Raw genomic sequence first — 21,938 nt, 5'->3', positions numbered from 1 at the left:
CATTCATATGGTAGCTATCGTCTTACGTAGCTATTTGTTTTAGTATCAGAGATAAATAATTACCTTTGTCACTAATTAAAGTTTTTAACTATGGGCGGCATATGCGGTATATATTGTAACTTTCTTAGTTCAGAAATTGTGACAACGTATCGCATGGTTGAATCAATGCAACATAGAGGGTATGATAATGTAGGTTTTTATACAGATGATTATGTTGTACTAGCACATAATGACTCAAAAAAAATATCGAAACATCAAGCCAAACAGCCGTTGTTCAGCAGTTGTAAACGCTATGTAATTGTTTATAGTGGAGAGGTTTATAATTGTGCCGAGCTGGCTAAAAGATATAATTTAAAATTAACAACAAATAACGATGCAGAGGTAATTCTTGAGTTGTTTATTAATAACCGTACAGACTTTATACTAGAGCTTAACGGAGCTTTTGCATTTGCAATTTATGATCGCAAAAACTATGAGTTGTTTTTATACCGTGACCGAATAGGAATAAAACCTCTATACTATATACAAAATTTTGACTCATTTGCTTTTGGTAGTGAGTTAAAATCACTTATCACCATCCCTAAAGTTAGGGAAAACTTAAATATTAGCAACGATTCAATAGCTCGTTATTTACATTTGGGGTATATTCCGTCTCCACAAACTATTTATCAGAATATTTATAAATTAGAGCAAGGCTCTATGATCAAATTCTCTTTTTCAGACTTCGAAATAAATAAATGGTGGGATATTAATAGTAAGCAATTTACTGACTACACAACAGATGAAGAACAACAGGCTATTCAAGAATTAGATGATTTACTAAACGATTCAGTAAAACTTCGCATGGCTGGCCATAAGAAAATTGGCGCAATGCTTAGCGGAGGAATAGACTCTTCTCTAATATCAGCTATATCAGCCAAACACGCTGAAGAACCCATAAACACTTTCTATGTAAAATTTGATAATGATAAAAATAGTGAAAGTGTCTGGGCACAAAAAATATCAAAACATATAGGGTCAATACATAATGAGTTGAAATTCAGCTCAAAAGAAGCCATAGAGTATATTCCAAAAATGATTTTTCAATATGATGAACCATATGCCGATTCGTCGGCAATCCCAACGATGTTCGCATCTAAAATCGTTTCAGAGAAATTTCCTTTTGTTTTAACTGGAGATGGTGGAGATGAATTATTTCATGGTTACGGAGCGCACCTTTGGGCAGGGAGATTGAACAACAGATTTGTCAAAAGTTTTAAAAATACTATTGGACAATTACTTACTCTCGGTAACAGCAGAATGCAAAGGGTGTCGTGGTTGTTTCATACAAATCCACATATACAGGCTCATATTTTTTCACAAGAAAATTATCTATTCTCTGATGACGAGTTAAGAGAAATACTTATTACAGTACCATTAACCCCATGGGATCCACAATTGCCAGATTCACTACGTGAGTTTACTCCTGCCGAACTGCAAGCACTATATGACTTAAAAAACTATTTGTCGGATGATTTGCTTACCAAAATAGACAGGGGAGGAATGCTATTTGGTCTTGAAGCGCGTATACCACTGCTTGATCATAGGATTGTTGAGTGGTCGTTAAACCTTGATCCTAATTTAAAAATCAGAAATAAGAAAGGAAAATATATTCTTAGAGAGTTGATATCAAAATATATTCCTTCTGATATGTTTAACAGACCCAAAAGAGGATTTGCTATTCCATTGAAAGAGTGGATGCGGGGTGATTTAAAAGATATGTTTTTGGATTATTTAAGTACCGAAATAATCAATAAGTATGATATTGTAAATTATCAAAGTGTTGAGCAACTAAAAAAGATGTTTTACAAACAAAATATCGACTACGTATATAATCGTCTGTGGTTGATTATAGCACTCCATATGTGGATGGAGCAATCAGCTTTTAAAATGGAAAAAATAAGTTAGGGGTCAATGTCAAAATATTGAAAATCGACCAACTGTAACTTAGTTACAGTTGGTCGATTCTTAATACTGAATATAACTTTTTATAATTAGTTATAAATTACCAATCCTGTCTTATTGGTAGACTTTAATTTCAATCTCTTTATCAAGAGCCATTAATCCGTTGACAGCTAATGCTTTCATTTCGTCTTCACCGGGATAAACAGTTAAAGGAGCTATAAATTCAACCATCTCTCGAACATAATCTACTAAAACTTTATTATGCGCAATACCACCTGTCAGGAGTATTCCGTCAACTTTGCCTTTCAATACGGCTGCCATTTCTCCAATAGCTTTACCAATTTGGTACGACATAGCATCTTGAATCTCTTTAGATTTTGTATCACCGGCTTCTGCTTCCATTTGTACTTTGTAAGCATCGTTTGTATCCAAATAAGCAACAAGACCGCCCTGTCCGGTAATCATTTTCTTAACTTGGTCGAGTGTGTAGTTGCCGCTAAAGCACAATTTTGCTAAAGGTCCTGCAGGAAGTGTTCCTGTGCGTTCGGGAGAGAAAGGCCCTTCGCCGTCTAATGCGTTGTTAACATCAATAACGCGACCTTTGTAGTGTGCCCCAATTGAAATACCACCACCAAGATGTGCAATAATAAGATTTATCTCCTCGTACTTTTTATTCAATGTTTTTGCATGAGTACGTGCTATTGCTCTTTGGTTTAGGGCATGGAAAATTGGGCGACGCTCAAACATTGGATGTCCGGTGTAACGTGCAACATCTTGTAATTCGTCAACTACAACGGGGTCAGCAATAAATGCTTCAGCACCGGGAATTGATTGAGCAATGTTAAATGCTATCAAAGCCCCAAGATTGCTTGCGTGTTCGCCATTTGCACCTGTTTTAAGGTCGTCAATCATTAGTTGGTTCACTTCATAAACTCCACCCTCAACAGGTTTAAGCAAACCACCTCTTCCAACAACTGCATTAATGGTATTAATATCTATTTGTGCAGACTCTAACTCTTCAAATATAACCTCTTTCCTAAAATCGAATTGGTCGATAATTTTGGGATATTTCGACAACATTTCCGCTGGATGACGCAGGGTCTTTAAAAAGATGTTTTTTTCATTTTCATATACGGCAATTTTGGTCGATGTTGACCCCGGATTAATTGCCAAAATACGCTTATGTTCCATATTTATATAAGTTGTTTATTATTAATTTATTAAACTATTAAGCCATTAAACAGGCAAGTGCAACACAATAAAATTTTGATTTCGAACTTTCGCTACGTGACATTACAACAACAGGTTTGGAGGTTCCTTGGATTAGTCCAGCCAACTCTCCACCTCCGAAAAGCATTAACCCTTTGTAAAAGCTGTTGCAGGCCTCAAGTGATGGGAATAGCAGTATATCAGCGTCCCCGTTGATAGGCGTTTTTACATTTTTTATCTTTACACTTTCGGGATCGCAAGCCAAAAACAGGTCTAATGGTCCATCAATGATACATTCAGGAAGTTGTCCGCGTTCAACCATTTTGCACATAATGGCATAATCAATGGTATATTGTTGATTTATAGCTACTTTTTCGGATGAGCCTATAAGTGCAACTTTTGGAATTTTAATCCCAAATTTTTTAGCCATATTGACAGAATACTTTAACATTGCCGACTTCTGTTTTATATCGGGATATGGTATTACAGCAGTGTCGGTAACGAACAGTAGTTTATGATATTTGGGAATTTCGATTACTGCAACATAGCTCATTATGGCTTTTTCTGGCAGTAAACCAAGTTGCTTATCTAAGACTGCTTTGAGAAATTTATTGGTATCAACCAATCCTTTCATTAATATATCAGCTTCATCCAATTTTACTAATCTAACAGCTTCTGCAGTTGCCTCGTAATCAGTTTCTTTATGAATAATTGTGAAAATATTTGGGTCAATCTGTTTTGCAATTGCTGTTTTTTCAATTTGAGACTTATCGCCAACCATGATTGCTTCAACAAAGCCCTCGTCAACGGCTCGTGCAAGTGCTCCAATAGTATTTTGATCTTGTGCCCATGCAACCGCAACTCTCTTTTTTGTATTTTTTGTTATTAATTGCTCTGAAATTTGGTCTAATTTGGTAATTCGATTCATTTTAGAGTAATTGTGTTGGTTCTGATTTAGCTTATTGAATAGTTTGAGTTAATTCAAAAAAAATGCTGCCAACTATAGTTTTAAATGTCTACAAATATAGACATTAATAACAATTTAATTGGTAGCATTTATATAAAATACAAATTACTTAGCCATCAATGCTGCTAAAGCGATTGAGTATAATTTTGTTTTTGTAGAGTCTCCGCGTGATGAGAGAACGCAAGGAACTTTTGCTCCCATTACTAATGCACCAAGTTCGGCTTTACTTAGTTTTGTGTTTGCTTTATAGAAAACGTTTGCTGCTTCAATATTTGGGAATAGCATACAGTCAGCATCACCAGCAACGACTGAATCTAATTTTTTAATAACTGCCGATTCTTTGTCAACTGCAAGATCTAATGCCAAGGGTCCTTCGATAATTGCACCTGGAATTTGTCCGCGATCACCCATTTTACTGATGATTGTCGCATGTACAGATGACTCTATTGCAGGAGACACTTGTTCTGATGCTCCGATAATAGCCACTTTTGGCTTTTCGATTTGAAGAGCTTTAGCGACTTGTACCAAATAGTTAGTCATTACGATTTTTTGTTTGATATCGGGAGCAGGAATAACTGCAACGTCAGCCACAATCATAAGTTTGTGATAATTAGGGTTTTCAATAACTGTTACGTGCGAAAGAACACCTTTTGGAGGTAATAAGCCGACCTCTTTATTTAAAATAGCACGCATATATTTGTCAGTACTTATTAAGCCTTTCATAAGAATGTCGCCCTGTTTTTCGGCAACCATTTTTACACCTATGTTAGCGGCTTGAACATCGGAATTGGCTTCAACAATTGTAAACTTAGAAATATTGATGTTTTCCTGTTTACATGTTTTCTCGATCTCTTTTTTGTCGCCAACCAAAATGCCTTCAACAATACCCTTGTCAATTGCATCGCTAACAGCACATATTGTGTGGTTGTCATTTGCCCATACGGCAACAATTTTTTTCTTTGTTTTGCCTTGTAAAACGGCAAACATTTGATCTAACTTGGTTATCATAATAATCTGGTTTAAAATATTGTTGTTATTTAAGTTCTGATACTATTCTTACTGTGTCGGTTGCTATTACAAGCTCTTCGTTGGTTGTTATAGTGAATACTTTAACTTTTGAGTTTGGTTTACTAATCTCTTCGTCAACGCCTCTTAGGTTTTTGTTTTTCTCAACGTCGAAATCAACTCCTAAAAATTCAAGTCCTTCGCAGCACATGCGACGGAAATCGCAAGCATTTTCGCCAATTCCACCGGTGAAGATTATGCAATCCACTCCACCCATAGCAGCAGCGTAGCCACCGATGAATTTTTTTACTCTGTATGCAAACATTTGAATTGCAAGAGCTGCTCTTTTGTTGCCACTGTTTGCTGCATTTTCAAGATCGCGCATATCCGATGACAATCCTGAAATACCTAATAAACCACTCTTTTTATTTATAAGATCATTGAGTTGTTTTACATTCAAACCCTCTTTTTCAGCTAGGAATAGCAGTGCTCCCGGATCAACTGAACCAGAGCGTGTTCCCATCATTAATCCATCAACAGGTGTGAAGCCCATTGAGGTGTCAAACGACTTTCCTTTCTTAATGGCAGCTATTGAAGCTCCGTTGCCAAGGTGACAAGTGATTATGTTAACTTTTTCAAAATCAACACCTTTCATTTTGCAACATTTTTCCGCTACAAACTTATGGCTTGTTCCGTGGAAACCGTATCTGCGAATTTTGTACTTATCATAATATTCGTAGGGAACAGCAAACAAGTATGCTTTATCGGGCATTGTTTGGTGGAAAGATGTGTCAAAAACTGCTACTTGTTTAACGTTTGGCAGTAGGCTTTCCATTGAGTTGATACCCATTAAGTTAGCAGGATTATGTAGTGGTGCTAATTCGATACATTTTTCAATATCCTCTTTAACTTTTTTGGTTATTAGAGCACTTTGTGTAAAGTTTTCTCCTCCGTGTGCAACTCTGTGTCCAACTGCATTTATTTCGTTTACAGATTTAATAACGCCGTGATTTGGGCTTGTTAAAGCCTTAAGAATTAAATCTATACCAATAGTGTGGTTAGGAATATCAGTTACTTCGCGATACTCTTTATCATTGTGAGTTTTTTGTGTAATCACGCTATCTTTAATACCGATGCGTTCTACAAGTCCTTTTGCCAACAACTTTTTATCAGCCATGTTAAGCAGCTGAAATTTGATTGATGAGCTGCCACAGTTTAAAACAAGTATAATCATTGATTTAAATTTTGAAGTGTTTATATATTATTATTTTTAATTCCGTCTATCTATGTTTTGCAGTTTTATTGCAAACTTTCATGTATAATTTACAAAAAAATGGCAAAAAGCCGACTATTTCTAGAATTAAAAAGACTTACATTTATCACAAGTAACTAATGTGCTGTAAGGCAGCAAGTTAGCTGCTTGTGAAAATATGACACAAATTTATAAATAATTTCTGTGAACTAACAGCTTTATCTCCTTTAAATAGTTTTTATTGAATAAGTTGATTGAGTTTCAGTTAATTATCTATGCTTTTTGTTCAGAAAGCAATATATAACAAGTAGTTATTAAAAAATTTCTTATCCAAGGAATTTTGGTAATAATTTTTAGTTGCTTTCTTGGCTTTAACCCAAATTTAATTTCATAATTAGGATTAATAAAATAGTAATCAGACAGCTCAATTTTATAATTTTCTCTTTTTACGATTTTTAAAAACCTCTCTATTGTTATTCGTGTTTCTTTAACTTCCAGTGCTCCTTTAATCTCTTTTTCATCTTCTTTAGCCAATTTCAATAATCCTACATACATAAAATTTGGTAGTAAATGTATGAATGGCAGTCTTGATATAAACTTGTTGAATATTTGCTGATGTCCACCATAAGGGTTTTGCCACGGAGGGAACCCTAAAAACAGTTTCCCGTTTGGTTTAAGAAATTTTTTTACGAAATTCAGAAAATACTTTTGATTATGAATATGCTCCAATACATCGCGTAACATAACAATATCAAACTTTTCATCTGTTTTCCACTCGTAAATATCGGTTAAGACAAATTCAGGACTGTTTTCTTTGGTTGAATAGAATTTATTTGCGTTGTTTATTTTGTTTTTGTTTAAGTCAACGCCTACCGTTCTACACCCAATTTCTGTAAATGGTATCAAGTTCCCACCTTCGCCACACCCAATTTCCAACACTGAAGTGTTTGAGTCTATTGATATTGAGCGTTCTATAAACGGAATCACATATTTTTTAGTGGTTATTGCCTGTTCCTTAAAGTATAGTTCTCGGTTCTTATGTCGTTCTTGCATGGTTGTTATTAATGTTGTCGCGGTGTAACTGCCTGATTATTCCATCGCCAAGACCTATTTTCGGAACAATCAACTCTCTTGCTCCAACTGTTTTCATAACAGCAATAAATATGTCTAATGCCGGAATAATAACGTCTGCGCGGTGTGGACTAAGATTTACATTTATAAGTCTTTCGTTAAAAGTAAGTTTTGATAGTTCTTCTCTAATATTTTTTAATCTTTTTGTTTTAATAGGATTTCCAGTCTTATTCCCAATTATTTTTTGAAATTGGTTAATATTACCGCCAGAACCAATAATTGTTGGTTTAGGATATTTTTGCAGAGTTTTTTTTAACCATTTTGTCATGTTTGAAATAGTATCGGGCTGAACAGCGTTTGATATTGTTCTAACCGTACCAATAGGGAATGATTTTGTCGCTATTTTTTTATTGGTTGAATATAAAACAAACTCGGTGCTACCACCACCAACGTCAACGTAAAGATATGTTTTGTTGTCGTTTATAATTTCGGCAAGACCTCCGGTGTGAATTAGTTTTGCCTCTTCCTCTCCAGAAATTATCTCTATTTTTATACCTGTTAGTTTTTCGATATGATTAACCACATGAGTTTTGTTATGTGCTTCTCTCATAGCACTTGTAGCGCAAGCCCTATAGATTTTAACTGAGTAGGCTTTTATTAAATGTGAAAATCCTGATATCGCTTCTGTTAAAAGGTTAAGTTTACTTTCGCTGATTTTTCCTGATGTAAAAACATCTTCACCAAGTCTTAAGGGTACTCTTACTAATGTAATTTTTTTATACTGTATTCTGTTGGGCATTTGATAGACATCTGTTATTATGAGTCTAATTGCGTTTGAACCAATGTCTATAGCTCCGTAGGTAATAATATCAAGCATAAATTGCTGATTTGATTTGTGTTATGATTCTAGTGATTTTAAATATTCGTATATTTCTATTTGTGCTCTGACAACTTTTTCTCCTTTTTGAGGTTTGTATTTGTTTGACATTTCGCTGTCTAATATTCTTGCTTTAACATTATCGTTCCACTGTATATCAAAAATATTTCTTAATTCGCTTTGAACTTCTTTAGAATACACAGGGCAGGCAACTTCTATTCTGTGGTCAAGATTTCTTATCATCCAGTCGGCACTTGAAATATAGTAAAGTTCGTCGCCTCCGTTTGCGAAAATAAAGAAACGGCTGTGTTCAAGGTACTTGTCAACGATGCTTATAGCTTTTATGTTTCCATTGTTCTCTTTTAAATCAGTTTGTACAGTACATATTCCGCGAACAATTAATTTGATGCTTACGCCAGCTTTGGCCGCTGCATATAGCTGTTTTATTAAAGTCTCGTCGATCAAACTGTTCATTTTTAGGTGTATATATGCTTTTTTGCCAGCTTTCTTATTTTTAATCTCATTTGAAATTAACTTTAAAAAATGTTTTCTCATTCCATAGGGAGAGACTACTAAGTGGCTGTAGTTGTAGCGTTTATAGTTGTGTTCCAAAAAGTCAAACACTTTAGCTACTTCATTTCCAATTTCTTGGTCTGCTGTTAATAACCCGTCATCGCAATATGTCGAGGCTGTATCTTCGTTAAAATTACCTGTGCCGAGATATGAGAAAAATTGCTCTTTTTTATTCACAACTCGTTTAATTAGTGTCATTTTTGCATGGATTTTCAATCCAGGAATACCGTGTAATACTTTTACCCCAGCTTCTTGTAGAATGGTTGACCATTCTATATTAGCCTCCTCGTCGAATCTCGCTAAAAGCTCAATAACAACGGTTACATCTTTCCCGTTTTTTGCGGCATTAATTAAAGCATTTATAACTTTAGAGTGTGCTGCTACTCTATATACAGTAGTTTTTATAGATTTAACATCGGGATCGATAGCTGCCTCACGTAAAAGATCAATATAATGTTTAAACGATTGATATGGATAGTGTAGCATAATATCTTTTTTCTTAACGACATCTATAATGCTACTGTGTGGGTCGATATCGCGATGAAGCAAAACGGGAGGATTCACATTATCAAGCGATGGTTTTACCGATGGAAACTTCATGTAATCCTTGAAGTTGTGGTATCTACCACCGGGTATCATTGGGTCGCGGTTGGTTAAGCCCATTTTTAATGATATGAAATCCAACATATCTTTATCCATCTCGCGATCATAAACAAATCTTACGGGACGACCGGACAGCCTTTTTAGTAATCCTTGAGACATCTTTTCCATCAGCGATTTTGATATATCTTCATCAAAGTCTAGCTCTGCATCTCGTGTTATTTTTATGGTATAGGCTTTAATAGAGTCGTAATCGAACATGAAAAATATGTCATCAAGACAATACCTAATTAAATCATCGAGAATTAGTATGCGAACATTATCAGAGTCGTCAAAGTTTGGCAATACAACAAACCTCGATATACGAGGATTTACTGGTATTTCAATAATGGCATATTTTACTTTCAGTTTTGATTTTTTTGAAACCAATTTAATAGCGAGGTAAATAGTTTTTTCGCGTAAATATGGGAATGGTAATTTTGGCGACAATATTAGTGGGACAATATACGCGCTAACCACATCGGTAAAGTATTTATGAATATATTCTCCCTCTTGTGGTGTAATGTCTTTTACTCCAATTACGTGAACGCCTTCATGTTTTAGTTCTTCGAGAATTTTATTGTAGATATCGGAAAATTTTTTCTGTAACTTTAAGACCTTTTTTTGGATACTTTCCAAGATTCTTGCAGGGTCTTGTTCGGGAAAATCTCGGGGAGACTTGCCTAGTGCTACCAATCTGCGCATGCTGGCTACTCTTACGCGAAAAAACTCGTCTAAATTGTTTGAAAAAATACCTAAAAACCTTACTCTTTCAAGCATAGGAACTCGTTTATCTGCGGCTTCGTTCAATACTCTTTCGTTGAACGACAGCCAACTGATCTCACGGTTCAAAATATTTTCGTTGGTTGGTAATTGCATAGCTTTTAAATTAATATGTGTATGATAATTATAATTGTATTATGATTTATTTAAGTTTTTGAAAATCAACCATATATTCTATGCGTTTATTTATGCTATTGTATAGTTCGGTGATTTTCCCTGTCTTGATATTATGTTTTTTTGCATATTTTTTTAACGCAGGATAGGTTTTTGCGATTCCAAGTTGGATTGATAACCCTCCTTTAAAAGGGAAATAGACTACAATGCGCTCTTTTTTTTCAAATGTTCCGAGAGGTATATGTTTCCCAAGCTCAATTAAATTTTCTTCTGTACCCTTATATAACACAAAGCCAATTTCTGCATTTGTGAGGACATTGTCTTTACCCGGAATATCTTCGTATGAGCATATCGGGTGTGCATAACCAATATCGAATGATTTTAGAATCTCTATCTGTTTTTCAAACTCTGTTACAATATCTTCCTGACTGCCTGTAAAGGTTTGTTTGGTTATAGCAAATCCTCCTGTGTTCTTTATAGTGGGTTTAATTCGTTTAAAAATGCCATTTTTGGCAAAATATACCACTATTGTTATCATTATAAATAACAGGACAATAATAATGATTGTAAGAATTTTAAATATCATTGATAAACTGTTTAACTATTTGCTTGTGTTATAATCATATAATATTATCATTACGTGATATAAGTAATTTGGCATTTGTATCTTCAACTATCTTCCTTTACTTTCATGTTGTGGTTGGGCTGCAGTTAGTTTAATTCCCATTATTAACATATCGTCAACTTGAAAGCGTTCACCTTTCCAAGCTACAATAGTTTTACTAAAAACTTCGTGTTGTTTTCTCATTGACATTTTGTTTATTTCTAAAAGCATTTGTTTAAATCTTTTAACCATAAACTTTCTGCCGTGTGACCCACCAAATTGATCAACGTATCCGTCAGTACACAGGTATAGGGTGTCATCTGGTAAAAAATTGAAAGTTGTTGTTTTAAATTGTTTACACATCTCTTTTTGATAACTAACAGTCATGTTGTCAGGCTCATAAACGGTTAACTCGCCGTTGCTGACAACGTAAAGAGGATTGTTGGCTCCTGCGTATTCTATTTTCTGTTCTTTGTAATCAATAACAATAAGTGCAATGTCCATTCCATCTCTGGCTTCGCTTGTATCACCTCTCTGATGTAGTGAGTCCATGATATAATTGCGTAATTCGGTAAGAATGTTTCCTGGATGCAGTTCAGATATATGATTGTTTTCGACAATTTTATTAATAATTTCATTTAGGAATGCTGTTCCGAGCATGCTCATGAAAGCACCCGGCACACCGTGTCCTGTGCAATCAGCGACTGCGACAATTGTTTTTTTGCCTTTTTCTGAAATCCAATAGAAGTCACCACTAACTATATCGCGTGGTTGAAAAAACACGAAGTGGTCGGGTAAAAGCTTTGTAATATATTCTTGTGGTGGCAATACAGCTGCTTGAATTCTTTGGGCATATTGAATGCTGGCTTTAATTTTTTCAGACTGTTTCTCAATTTCGTCCTTTTGTTCTTGTATTTCTACGTTTTTTTGTTCTAACAGTTTGTTGGCTTTTTTAGTTTTAGCTATTTGGAAAAATAGTAGTCCCGAAAACATTACAACTATAACGATAACTATAAGCATGAAATTTCGGATCATCTCTTGTCGCTTGATTTCCGCTTTAGCTTTGTCTTCGACATCTTTTAGTTTAAGTCTTTCTATTTCTAACTCATATTTTTGTTCTCTTGTTAGCTGTTCAGCCTCTTCTAATGAAGTTTGTGTTTGTTTTAATATTTCATGTTTTTCTTGTAACTCTTGTTCTGTTAATAGTTTTTGAGATACAGCCTCACTAACTTTTTTTTGTGATTCGAGTTGAACTTGTGTCATCTCTTCACGTTTGATTTTTTGGTCAAAAGAGGCATAAAGATTAAAATATTCTAAAGTCTTTTCGTTATTTCCTAACTTTTTGTGAATTTCTGATAATAGACCATAACATGTTCTTATTAGCGAAATGTTGTTAAGCTCCATTGCCAGGGAAAGTGCGCTTTCTGCTGATTTTAATGCTTCGTTGTTTTTATTTTGATTTTGTTGTGCCGTTGCAAGGTTTGTTAATGCAGCTGCTTGTCCGGCTTTATCTCCCATTTGTCGATTTATTTGTAATCCCTTTTGAATATACTCTTCAGCTTTTGCATATTCGCTTTTATCGGAGTAAATCATTCCTAAGTTGCTACAACTATTCCTCATAGCATTGCGATTACCGTTCGATTCGGCAAGTTTATATAGTTCTTGAAATGATGTTATGGCTTCTGAAATATTTCCGTTATCCCACTGGTTGAACGCTATTTTGTTTAAATAAAAAATGGCGTTGTTCCTGTCGCCACCATCTAAAGCCTGTTGATAGCTTTGTTTAAGTTCATTTAATGACTGTGAAAATGTTGTTAATGGTTTCGATAGAATTATCAGCAATATTATAAAGGAAAGTCTTCTCATTGTATTACCTGTTTGCCGTGATTGAAATTAATTAACAGAAAACTCTATTTCTTTATTACTCATATTTCCAAGCTTATCTGTAGCTAGAACTTCTATTTTATAGTCCCTTCCCGGCGATAAATTACTTATTGGTTCACTGTATATTTTTTGTGCACTATTATTAATTTTATACTTGATATTCATTAGTCCAGATTTATCGTCTGTGGCTGACAGAAAAACAATTACATGGTTTGGGTACACTTCCATTTTTTTATCTAGGATTGTTTTGTTTCCAATTGGATTTACGCTATATCGTACAAAGATTTCAGGAGCTATTGAGTCAACATAAAAAGAGAAGTTTGAATTGTTAGAATTGCCAACCTTGTCGTACCCAATGAAATGTATGTTGGTTAAACCGTTATCTTCAATAGAAAATGGTTCGGTATATCTGTTCATAGTTTCGTTGTTGATACTGTACTCTATATAATCCATACCTGACTCTTTATCTGTGCCTTGTAGTGTTATTTTTGTTTTATCACTAATAAATACTGTATCTCGATTTGAAAAGAACGGACCGTCAAATTTATGAATTAGAGAAGGACCAGCAAGGTCAACATACATTTTGGAGTTTGCTTGACTTGTCTGTCCGCTTGTAGATTCATTGTTGACATTGTCAATGGCAAATGCGCGTATAGTTATTTTGCCTTTGCCCTCTTCAAGATAAAATGGCTCGGTGTAAAGCTTTTTTTCGCCGTTGTTTATGGAGTAATAAATCTCTTTAATCCCAGCTTTGTTGTCCATTGCGTTGATTTTATATTTGCTTCTTCCAGAGCTATATTCAATGTTATTTGATATAAATTTGTTGCCAATTATCTCTTCTACAATAAGTGGAGGTGTTTTATCAACATAAAACTCATAGGTATTGTTATCTTCCTGATTACCAACCCTATCAATCCCTCTGAATTTAATCGTGTGTTCTCCTTCTGAGAGTAAACTTGTTGGTATGGGCTTGCTGTATATTTTCTCTGGTTCATTATCAATAGAGTAAAATATTTTTTCAATGCCAGAGCCTGACTCTTCGGCCAGTATTTCAATATGTGTCTTGCCTGAAACTATATTTTCGTATTTATCTTTTTTGACATCAATATAGGTTTTAGGTTTTGATAAATCTATCACAACTGTCTGTGTTTTAATTTCTTCTATATTTCCAACATTGTCCACTGAGTAGTATTGAATAAAATATTCTTTCTCCTCTTTTAAATTAATTTCGCCTGTGAAGTCTTTAAAAGGCTCTTTATTAATACTTATCAATGTTCTCTCTACTCCCGACAACTCATCATTTGCAGATATTTTAATTACGACTTCACCTGCAACATACGCCTTTTTATCTCTGTAATATACCTTTGATTTATCGTAAGTGATTTTGGATACAGGGGGACGACTATCGGCATAAACTTCAAAAATAATATCTTCTAATGGATAGATCACCTGTTTGGTTGTAGTGTCAACACACCAAGGAGTTCTTATTGAATTGTATCCTTCTGTATCGAAATAAAATGGATTACTATATTTTTTATGTTTTTCGCTTTCAAGTCGTATTTTTTCTGATTCGTTGCCTGGTGAGGTGGAAATCCACAGGTACATTGGCTGACTTTTGTTCATGTATAATTTACCATCAGAAGATTTATACATTTTAGGAGTGTGCTTTAACTGTTCTTGCGAAAATAGTGTTGTGCTAAAATATAGAGAGAACAAAGCAACAAACGCAATATTTTTTTTTGTAATACAGAAGTTCATAAGTCGTGAGTTTTAATGTGTTGAAAGATTAGCTATATGAGTGTTTTTAAAGCTTTTATTACTTCGATAAATATAAATATTCGTTTTTAAATGTGCAAATGTTTAACTTTAATTTAAAGTTAACTTTTGCAACATCAAATTGTAATTGTTGGCTAAAACCAACTCTAACTACGTGTTTTCTTTAATTATTGTTTTAATCGGAGCAAAGATACGTGTTAACAAGCGCATATCTTCTGTTATTATTTCGGCGATACCGCTCATCTCTTGCAAGAAGTCTAATTTTTTATTGTAAGAGGTTGTTAATCCATTATCTAAATTTAATTCTATGTAGTAGTTTCCTTGTTCTGGAGCAAGAGATATATTTTTTATAGTTGCCTTTAATACACCATATTCGGTATAGGGATAGTTTAATAGTTTAATGTTCACTTTTTGTCCCACTTTAACCTTACCTGAATTTTGCATAGGCAAAACAACTTTTCCAAATGGTGGGGTTATATCATCACTTATTATGCTCATAACAACATCGCCAACATTTACACTTTGGGCAGTACTCCAGTAGTTTCCTAACGAAACTCTGCCTGTATAATTACTTTTTAACACATACAACGATTCCCACTCGTTGAAAGAGGCTTGCAACAGCCGATAAGTAGTATTGATATTGTCTTTATATTGCTTAACCTCTTGATCATAAGTAAGACTAAGTTCTAATATTTGTTGCTCTATCTGATTTAACTGTATCTGTGAATTAATATATGTTATTGAAGCTCCTTCGTATGAAGACTTACTACTCAACATCATTTTTTTGCTATTCTCGTATTCAGACTCTGACACCGCCCCACCACCTAACAAAAAAGAGTCTCTTTTGTACTGTTTATTTGCTATATTTAATATCTCTTTTTGCAAATTTTCTTGACTTTTTAGCTTTTTATTGTAAGCCTTGATTAGAACAACTTGATTTTTTAATTTCTCTATTATTTTCTTGTTAAACGACAGTTCGTTATACTGTTTCAAATCAATAATTGCTTGTAAAAATGCTTGGTAATTACTTTGTAGCATACCCAAGTTGGCGATATTGGTTATTTCTATGCTATCAATAAGATTAATGTCAACAAGTGTATCGTATTGTGCGATAATTTCCCTTAATTTTATTACCTCTTCTATTTGAGCAGGGTTCTCTATTATTGCCAAATAATCTCCTTTTTTTACAAACTGATTATCAGTAACAAGTAAAGTTTGAATTTTTCCGCTTGTTTTGGCAATAATCTGTTCAGGAGGATTAGAGATTGTTATAACTACAGTTGCAGTAACAATGTCAGGATATTTGAATAACCAACTGGCAATAAGTAAGCTAATAACAATAAATGTTAATACAACAACACCGCGTCGTAAAATCCAAGCAGGTTTACGCCCCAAAATATCGTCTATTTCGTTGCTACGAATATTTATAGAGTCTTCTTGTTGTCGTTCTGTCTCTGTGTTTGCTTCCACTGTTAACTGCAATTGTTAGTTTCCTAGTTCCAACTGGTTTTTTACCAATTCGTAATATTTACCTTTTAGTTTTGTTAGTTCTTCGTGTGTTCCTTTTTCAATAATTTTACCCTTTTCGAGTACAATAATTTGGTCTGCATTTTTTACCGTACTTAGTCTATGGGCAACTATTACAACAGTTTTTTTATCTGTTCCGTTTCCTTTAAAAAACTCGTTTAAATTTTCAACTATTACCTTTTCGTTATACGCATCTAAGGCATTTGTTGCCTCGTCAAAGAAAAAATATTCTGGATTTTTATACACTGCTCTTGCAATTAAAATTCTCTGTTTTTGCCCTTGACTTATTCCACTACCCTCTTGACCTATTTTAGTGTTAAAACCTAATGGCAGATTGTCTATAAAATCCGAAATATTAGCAACTTTCGTTGCATTTCTGAGTTTTATGTAATCAATATTATCATCGCTTGGAGCTATGTTTTCTGCTATGGAGTCGGAAAAAATAAAACCGTCTTGCATTACTGCTCCGCATTGCGAACGCCAAAAACTGCTACTATAATTACTTAGCAAAGTTCCGCCAACTTTTATTTCCCCCTTATCAGGTTTATAAAAACCCAATAAAAGCTTAACTAAAGTTGTTTTGCCACTTCCGCTTTCACCCACTATTGCTGTAGTTTTGCCCTGTGGTATAGTTACAGTTAAATCTTCTAAAACCATATTGCTGTTTGGTCCCTCATATTGAAACGAGAGATTATTTATTGAAATTGTTTTATTGGATGGCAAACTATGAACTTTTACCATCGTTTCAGGCTCTTCATCCTCTTTGTTGTGAATTTCGCCCAACCGTTCCATGCTTATTTTAGCATCTTGTGCAGCCCGCATAAAACCTATCATCTGTTCTACAGGAGCGTTAAGCTGACCAATTATATACTGCACTGCCATCATCATACCCAAAGTCATATCGCCATTTATTACTGCCATTGCAGACATAAAGGTTATTAAAATATTTTTCGATTCATTGAAGAAAACTGCACCTGCCTGTTGCCATTGGCTTAATGTTAACCCCTGTATATTAACTTTAAAAAGGCGTGCTTGTATATTTTCCCACTTCCAACGTTTTTGACGTTCACAATTATTAAGCTTTATTTCTTGCATGCCAGTTATTAACTGGAATAGATTGCTTTGGTTGCTCGATAATTGAGCAAAACGTTTGAAGTCTAACTCTCGTCTCTTTTTTAGAAAAAGCCAAACCCAAATAAAATATATAGCACTACCCAACAAGAAAACACCCAATATTTTAATATCGTAAAGTGCCAGTACTATACTAAATATCAAAAGATTAATCATTGAAAATAGAATGTTTAGTGAAGAGCCTGTAAGAAAGCTCTCTATTCGTGAGTGGTCGCCTATGCGTTGCATAATATCTCCAATCATTTTTGTGTCAAAAAAACCAATAGGTAACCGCATTAACTTTATTAAGAAATCGGAAATAAGCGAAATATTTATTCTTGTACTTATATGTAACAATAGCCAGTTTCGTATAAAATCCACTGAGGTTCGGCTTATTATCAACACCAATTGAGCTATTAATACTAAGGTTACAAAGTTTATATTCTGTGTATTAATACCTTTGTCAACTACTGCTTGAGTGAGGAAGGGGGCAATAAGTTGCAGTAAACTACCCACTAACATAGCAAGCAGTACCTGTGTAATAAAACTTGTATGCGGACTTAAATATTTGAGCAAAAATTTGAATTTTGTTTTGTCTTGTTTTTCGTCTGCTGCTAAGTAAAAATCAGGACTCGGCTCTAATAATAAGGCAATACCGCTATCTTTACCTTGGTTTTTATTGCTAATCCAGTTTTTTAAAAACTCCTCTTTAGTGTATTTTACGAGACCGTGAGCGGGGTCAGCAATCCAAATTTTTTGCTTTTGGTTTTTTTTAGTTATTTTGTACAGAACAACAAAATGATCCTGTCTCCAGTGTAATATACACGGATAAGTGATTTCATTTTGCAGTTGTTCCCATGTTATTTGAACTCCTGTAGAGCGAAAGCCTATCTGTTCAGCTGCTTCACTGATACCCAATAATGATACTCCCTCGCGTGTAATAAAACATCTTTGTCGTAAATCTTGCAAACTATAGTTTTTTCCATAGTGTTTTGCAATCATGCGTAAGCATGTAGGACCACAGTCGCGACTATCTAATTGACGGTAGGTTTTAAACTTATTCACGTTGACAATTGCATATTTAGTTCTCCCTACTGGTTTTCGTCTTCCTTTTTTGCATTTTGTAAGAAATTAAACCATGGTAAATATTTTACTTTTAAAGAATAACCTGTAAGAAAACAGTTGTTTAAAATTGGAGTTGAACTAATATCCATGTTTGGCTTGCTTATTGCAAGCTAAATAGACAATTATATAATTTGTTTTACCTGTTTTTTCAAGATTAGGGTTTAATATGACACAAATTTTGTTTATCTAAAACAGTTTCAAGATTACCAGGGGGAGGGCATAAAAATCTATACATACAAGTGGTACAAGTATCACCATCTCTTACCTTCCTCCATATAGTGTTTTGAATAAGCTCCTCATAGGTCAATTCAAGTATGGATTTATCAGGGAAATACCCAATAGGTAGGGTATTCATATTTGCTCTTACCTGTCCGTCTACTAAAAAAGTTAACTGTCCAAAGAAGTTAGCATTAAGTTTTTGATTACGAAAAATAATTCTCATCTCTATTAAATCAGAGAGAATATCGCTCTCTTCCATAAAAACATTAGTTTTGAAAAAATCAATATTAGAGCCGTTATAAAAAGGTATTAACTTATATTTTAAATGTTTATACTCATCGATTAAATTTACTACACCCTCATACACGTTCTCATTTTCAATAATAAAGTTGAATGTTACGTCATTTTGTGTTTCGGCAAAGGAGATTATTTTTTTCAAACGTTCAATATCGACAGGACAATTAACCAATATTTCCTTGTGAAATGGAATATTAGTGAAAAAACTATAATCAGTAATATTAACCAAGTTAATCCATAAATGAAAATCAAAAGATTGTTTTTTAAGAAGATCAATCAACATATCCCACTGGGGGTAAAGCATTATATTACCACCAAGAATGTTTATTTTATTTACGTTCGTTGAAGCAGATTGAGAGAAAATTTTCTGTAAGGTTTCAATTTTAATGTACTGCTGTTCAGTTGATTTTGTACAAAATAAAGTTTGTTTAAAATAGCTGTCGCAATATTCACAGTTTTGCTTGCAATCCGTAGTGATAAAAATGTTGAGAGAGGTAAGGTAATCGGCAATATAATGCCCCATTAAATGTTCTTTACCGTTTAGTTTTAATTTTTCAATATCGTTTTGTAAGTTTAATATGGGTAATAAATTGATTGGTTTATTAGGACAAACTGATTTCTTTGTCGTTAAACCTATACCCGAACTAGTAGCTTTGTCCAAAAAATCCAAGATATTTGAATCAAGTTCAATAGTCTCAATATCAACAACTCCTAAATTAGATGGTTCATATACCTTATTTATCAGTTCAATACATTTTGAGTTTGTAACAACCAGAAATTTTCCATTTGAGGTATTGTATAGAAGTAACTTTTCTGGTGAATTAAATGAAATGTAAACATCTTTTGACAATGTAAACCAAATTTCTTTTTTCTTAATTTCCATGATTTATATTTTTATAGAAACATCACCTCTTTCATAATTCTAGAATAAGCTTCAGGATGACGTGCTAAAAAATTCAATTGCATATTTTTATGCGAATGGAACATCTCCTCATTCATAAATCCGTCACATGTACACTTGTCTTTTTCAATATCATGTAAACTAAATATGCACTGAATGCAACTTTTTGAAATGTAGCACTGTGAACATTGTGAATCCAACTTGGCAAAGTAATGATTATACTTTTGAGCTATATGTTCAAAATCAATATTTACTGAACTGTCTGAAATTTCGCCCAAAGCAAATTGATGACCTATTCTTTCGCACGGAAGTATTTTCCCATTTGCTGTGATAAACACTTTTTTTGAAAATGGAACGCATGTTCCTGTTGGGCAAACAGGTTTGTTTTTAGAATTACCATAAATAAGTTCATAGTAGTTTTTATAACTAAACTCAGAGTGTTGCATTAAAAAAACCGTTGCAGAGTGATAAGTTGGGCCTGCCAAAAACATTTCAGATTCTATTTCACCGTAGTTTTCCGATTTAAATAAACTATCAGTAACGTCTTGATACATTTTCAAAAACTCCTTTTGCATTTCAGGTTTGATTCCTGAAGTATTAAGTGCCCCGATTTGGGGTAACTTGTTGTATCTGTTTTTAAAAAAATTAAAAATTTCTGAAACAGAATTCCTATTATGCAATACGGCATTGAAGCTTACCTTTTTATTGAAATATTCAGGATAACTTGACTTTAACTTGTCAATGTTATAAATAACGCAATCGTAGCTACTTTGCCCTGACTTGCTTACTCTATAGGAATTATTGAACTTATTTCCATCCAAACTGATCAATAATCTAAAATCATTCGAGGCAAGAAAATCCATATGTTTATCCAACAGTAACCCGTTCGTTGTCATGCTATAAGCAAATTTTTTTGAAAGTTTTTCTGAGTGTTTAATGTGATTAATCACTTTTTCGATAAACGGAACGTTTAACAAAGGTTCACCACCATAAAAGCTCAGATATACAACATTGTTTACAGACCTATTTAAGTATGAATTCCAAAGTTCTGTAAGGTATTCAAGAAACAACTTAGCTTTTGTAAATTCTAGTTCTTTATTTAGTCTTTCATCATAGTCTGAATAAAGATTTCCATAGCCACAATATGCGCAATTAAGGTTGCATGCATCTGTAATTTCAAAAGTAATTTGCAGGGTATTGGCCAAAGAATGTTTTACCAATTCTGTACTGATATATTCCTTATTTTTCATTTTATTAAAGTTTGATAGGATTAAAAGGATAAGAGATTTTCATTGATTCTACCTCTGATTTATTAACAAAAGTAATTTTTTGTTTAGTGACTTTCATGTAACCAGTCGGGTTCTATAAAATAATTTTAAGTGTTATGTTTTCCGGTTTCCAATCCCAAAGTTTATATATGTTTTTTTAGTCGATGCCAAAACATTTGCAATAGTGCCATTAATAATTGAAAATACTAAGAATTAACACGATAAGAGTGCGAAATTTACAAAAAGCATCTAGAATATGGATTTTACTTAAAATCGAACTTTCCTCCCCCTACCTTTTAAAAAGTGTTTTTTTACATAATAAACCTAGTATCTTTATATATAGTTCAATTAAAATTTGCCTCATCTTATATGCATTATAAAAACGAAACTTTGTGAAAAGGTGACCAATGTACCAATGATATTTTCCATTTAGGATAGTCTTTGAATACTACTAACTGAAGTATTATTTTTTGTGTTTTTCTAATGCAGTAATCACTTTGCTAAATACATTAGTATGGATAGAATCAAATATGTACTGGATGTAATTTCGTCCTTTTAAAATATTATTAACCACATTAAAGTAACATAATGTTCGACTCTTTTTCTGCTAGTTTATAAATTCACTAACAAAATCAGACGAATATTTATAATAATATATTTACCTGAATCCACCACTTGATAACAGCTAATTTACTGTAGTAAAAAACACAAACTGAACAATTAACTTGAAATAAATAAGTTAAAAAAAGTAAAAAAAATTGTTAGTTTATTTTTCATTTTTTTTATGACAGTT

General features: G+C 33.5%; 15 protein-coding genes. 1 reads left to right on the top strand and 14 read right to left on the bottom strand.

What is annotated here, in order from left to right; all coding sequences use genetic code 11:
• The first annotated feature begins 90 nt into the window (after positions 1–90).
• Positions 91–1,947: an asparagine synthase (glutamine-hydrolyzing) gene (gene asnB / locus GX311_03585; GenBank protein ID NLK15460.1), complete on the top strand. Its 1,857-nt coding sequence runs from the start codon at positions 91–93 to the stop codon at positions 1,945–1,947.
• 111 nt (positions 1,948–2,058) lie between these two features.
• Here asnB and buk read toward each other — a convergent pair whose 3' ends face one another.
• From buk to GX311_03515, 14 genes are all read right to left on the bottom strand, one after another.
• Positions 2,059–3,135, bottom strand: coding sequence for a butyrate kinase (gene buk, locus GX311_03580; GenBank protein ID NLK15459.1), 1,077 nt, complete (start codon positions 3,133–3,135; stop codon positions 2,059–2,061).
• A 37-nt stretch (positions 3,136–3,172) separates the two neighbouring features.
• Positions 3,173–4,081 carry a phosphate acetyltransferase gene (locus GX311_03575; GenBank protein NLK15458.1) on the bottom strand — a complete coding sequence of 303 codons (909 nt, stop codon included), beginning with the start codon at positions 4,079–4,081 and terminating at the stop codon, positions 3,173–3,175.
• Positions 4,082–4,225: 144 nt separating this feature from the next.
• The gene (locus GX311_03570; GenBank protein ID NLK15457.1) at positions 4,226–5,128 is read right to left on the bottom strand and encodes a phosphate butyryltransferase; all 903 of its coding nucleotides are present in this window, start codon (positions 5,126–5,128) and stop codon (positions 4,226–4,228) included.
• Between the two features lie 25 nt (positions 5,129–5,153).
• Positions 5,154–6,359, bottom strand: coding sequence for an acetate kinase (locus tag GX311_03565; protein ID NLK15456.1), 1,206 nt, complete (start codon positions 6,357–6,359; stop codon positions 5,154–5,156).
• Positions 6,360–6,650: 291 nt separating this feature from the next.
• Positions 6,651–7,430 (bottom strand): class I SAM-dependent methyltransferase, encoded by a 780-nt coding sequence (locus GX311_03560; GenBank protein NLK15455.1) that lies wholly within the window; start codon positions 7,428–7,430, stop codon positions 6,651–6,653.
• Positions 7,414–8,325: an exopolyphosphatase gene (locus tag GX311_03555; protein ID NLK15454.1), complete on the bottom strand. Its 912-nt coding sequence runs from the start codon at positions 8,323–8,325 to the stop codon at positions 7,414–7,416. Before GX311_03555 ends, GX311_03560 begins: the two co-directional genes overlap by 17 nt.
• A 21-nt stretch (positions 8,326–8,346) precedes the next feature.
• Complete coding sequence (gene ppk1 / locus GX311_03550) at positions 8,347–10,416, bottom strand: polyphosphate kinase 1 (GenBank protein ID NLK15453.1); 2,070 nt, start codon at positions 10,414–10,416, stop codon at positions 8,347–8,349.
• Between the two features lie 46 nt (positions 10,417–10,462).
• Positions 10,463–11,020: a hypothetical protein gene (locus GX311_03545; protein ID NLK15452.1), complete on the bottom strand. Its 558-nt coding sequence runs from the start codon at positions 11,018–11,020 to the stop codon at positions 10,463–10,465.
• Positions 11,021–11,107: 87 nt separating this feature from the next.
• Entirely contained in the window at positions 11,108–12,904 is a 1,797-nt protein-coding gene (locus tag GX311_03540) for a SpoIIE family protein phosphatase (protein ID NLK15451.1), read from the bottom strand.
• Positions 12,905–12,931: 27 nt separating this feature from the next.
• Positions 12,932–14,680, bottom strand: a complete 1,749-nt coding sequence (locus GX311_03535) for a hypothetical protein (protein ID NLK15450.1) — start codon at positions 14,678–14,680, stop codon at positions 12,932–12,934.
• Positions 14,681–14,848: 168 nt separating this feature from the next.
• On the bottom strand, positions 14,849–16,168 hold the full coding sequence (locus GX311_03530; GenBank protein NLK15449.1) for an HlyD family efflux transporter periplasmic adaptor subunit: 1,320 nt from the start codon (positions 16,166–16,168) through the stop codon (positions 14,849–14,851).
• A gap of 15 nt (positions 16,169–16,183) precedes the next feature.
• Positions 16,184–18,400 carry a peptidase domain-containing ABC transporter gene (locus GX311_03525; protein ID NLK15448.1) on the bottom strand — a complete coding sequence of 739 codons (2,217 nt, stop codon included), beginning with the start codon at positions 18,398–18,400 and terminating at the stop codon, positions 16,184–16,186.
• A 214-nt stretch (positions 18,401–18,614) separates the two neighbouring features.
• A complete protein-coding gene (locus GX311_03520) occupies positions 18,615–19,859 on the bottom strand; it encodes a TIGR04150 pseudo-rSAM protein (protein ID NLK15447.1) in 1,245 nt (414 codons plus the stop codon).
• Positions 19,860–19,870: 11 nt separating this feature from the next.
• Entirely contained in the window at positions 19,871–21,127 is a 1,257-nt protein-coding gene (locus tag GX311_03515; protein ID NLK15446.1) for a radical SAM peptide maturase, read from the bottom strand.
• Positions 21,128–21,938: the final 811 nt, after the last annotated feature.

The sequence above is a fragment of the Bacteroidales bacterium genome (assembly GCA_012519055.1).
GTDB lineage: Bacteria > Bacteroidota > Bacteroidia > Bacteroidales > Salinivirgaceae > JAAYQU01.
This window is presented reverse-complemented; position numbering and strand designations above follow the sequence as displayed.

Bases quoted from the DNA above. Each gene is read 5' to 3' on its own strand.
- GX311_03575 (NLK15458.1), bottom strand. From the start codon at position 4,081: ATGAATCGAATTACCAAATTAGACCAAATTTCAGAGCAATTAATAACA.
- GX311_03560 (NLK15455.1), bottom strand. From the start codon at position 7,430: ATGCAAGAACGACATAAGAACCGAGAACTATACTTTAAGGAACAGGCA.
- GX311_03555 (NLK15454.1), bottom strand. From the start codon at position 8,325: ATGCTTGATATTATTACCTACGGAGCTATAGACATTGGTTCAAACGCA.
- GX311_03545 (NLK15452.1), bottom strand. From the start codon at position 11,020: ATGATATTTAAAATTCTTACAATCATTATTATTGTCCTGTTATTTATA.
- GX311_03570 (NLK15457.1), bottom strand. From the start codon at position 5,128: ATGATAACCAAGTTAGATCAAATGTTTGCCGTTTTACAAGGCAAAACA.
- GX311_03535 (NLK15450.1), bottom strand. From the start codon at position 14,680: ATGAACTTCTGTATTACAAAAAAAAATATTGCGTTTGTTGCTTTGTTC.
- asnB (NLK15460.1), top strand. From the start codon at position 91: ATGGGCGGCATATGCGGTATATATTGTAACTTTCTTAGTTCAGAAATT.
- GX311_03520 (NLK15447.1), bottom strand. From the start codon at position 19,859: ATGGAAATTAAGAAAAAAGAAATTTGGTTTACATTGTCAAAAGATGTT.
- GX311_03515 (NLK15446.1), bottom strand. From the start codon at position 21,127: ATGAAAAATAAGGAATATATCAGTACAGAATTGGTAAAACATTCTTTG.
- GX311_03565 (NLK15456.1), bottom strand. From the start codon at position 6,359: ATGATTATACTTGTTTTAAACTGTGGCAGCTCATCAATCAAATTTCAG.
- ppk1 (NLK15453.1), bottom strand. From the start codon at position 10,416: ATGCAATTACCAACCAACGAAAATATTTTGAACCGTGAGATCAGTTGG.
- GX311_03540 (NLK15451.1), bottom strand. From the start codon at position 12,904: ATGAGAAGACTTTCCTTTATAATATTGCTGATAATTCTATCGAAACCA.
- buk (NLK15459.1), bottom strand. From the start codon at position 3,135: ATGGAACATAAGCGTATTTTGGCAATTAATCCGGGGTCAACATCGACC.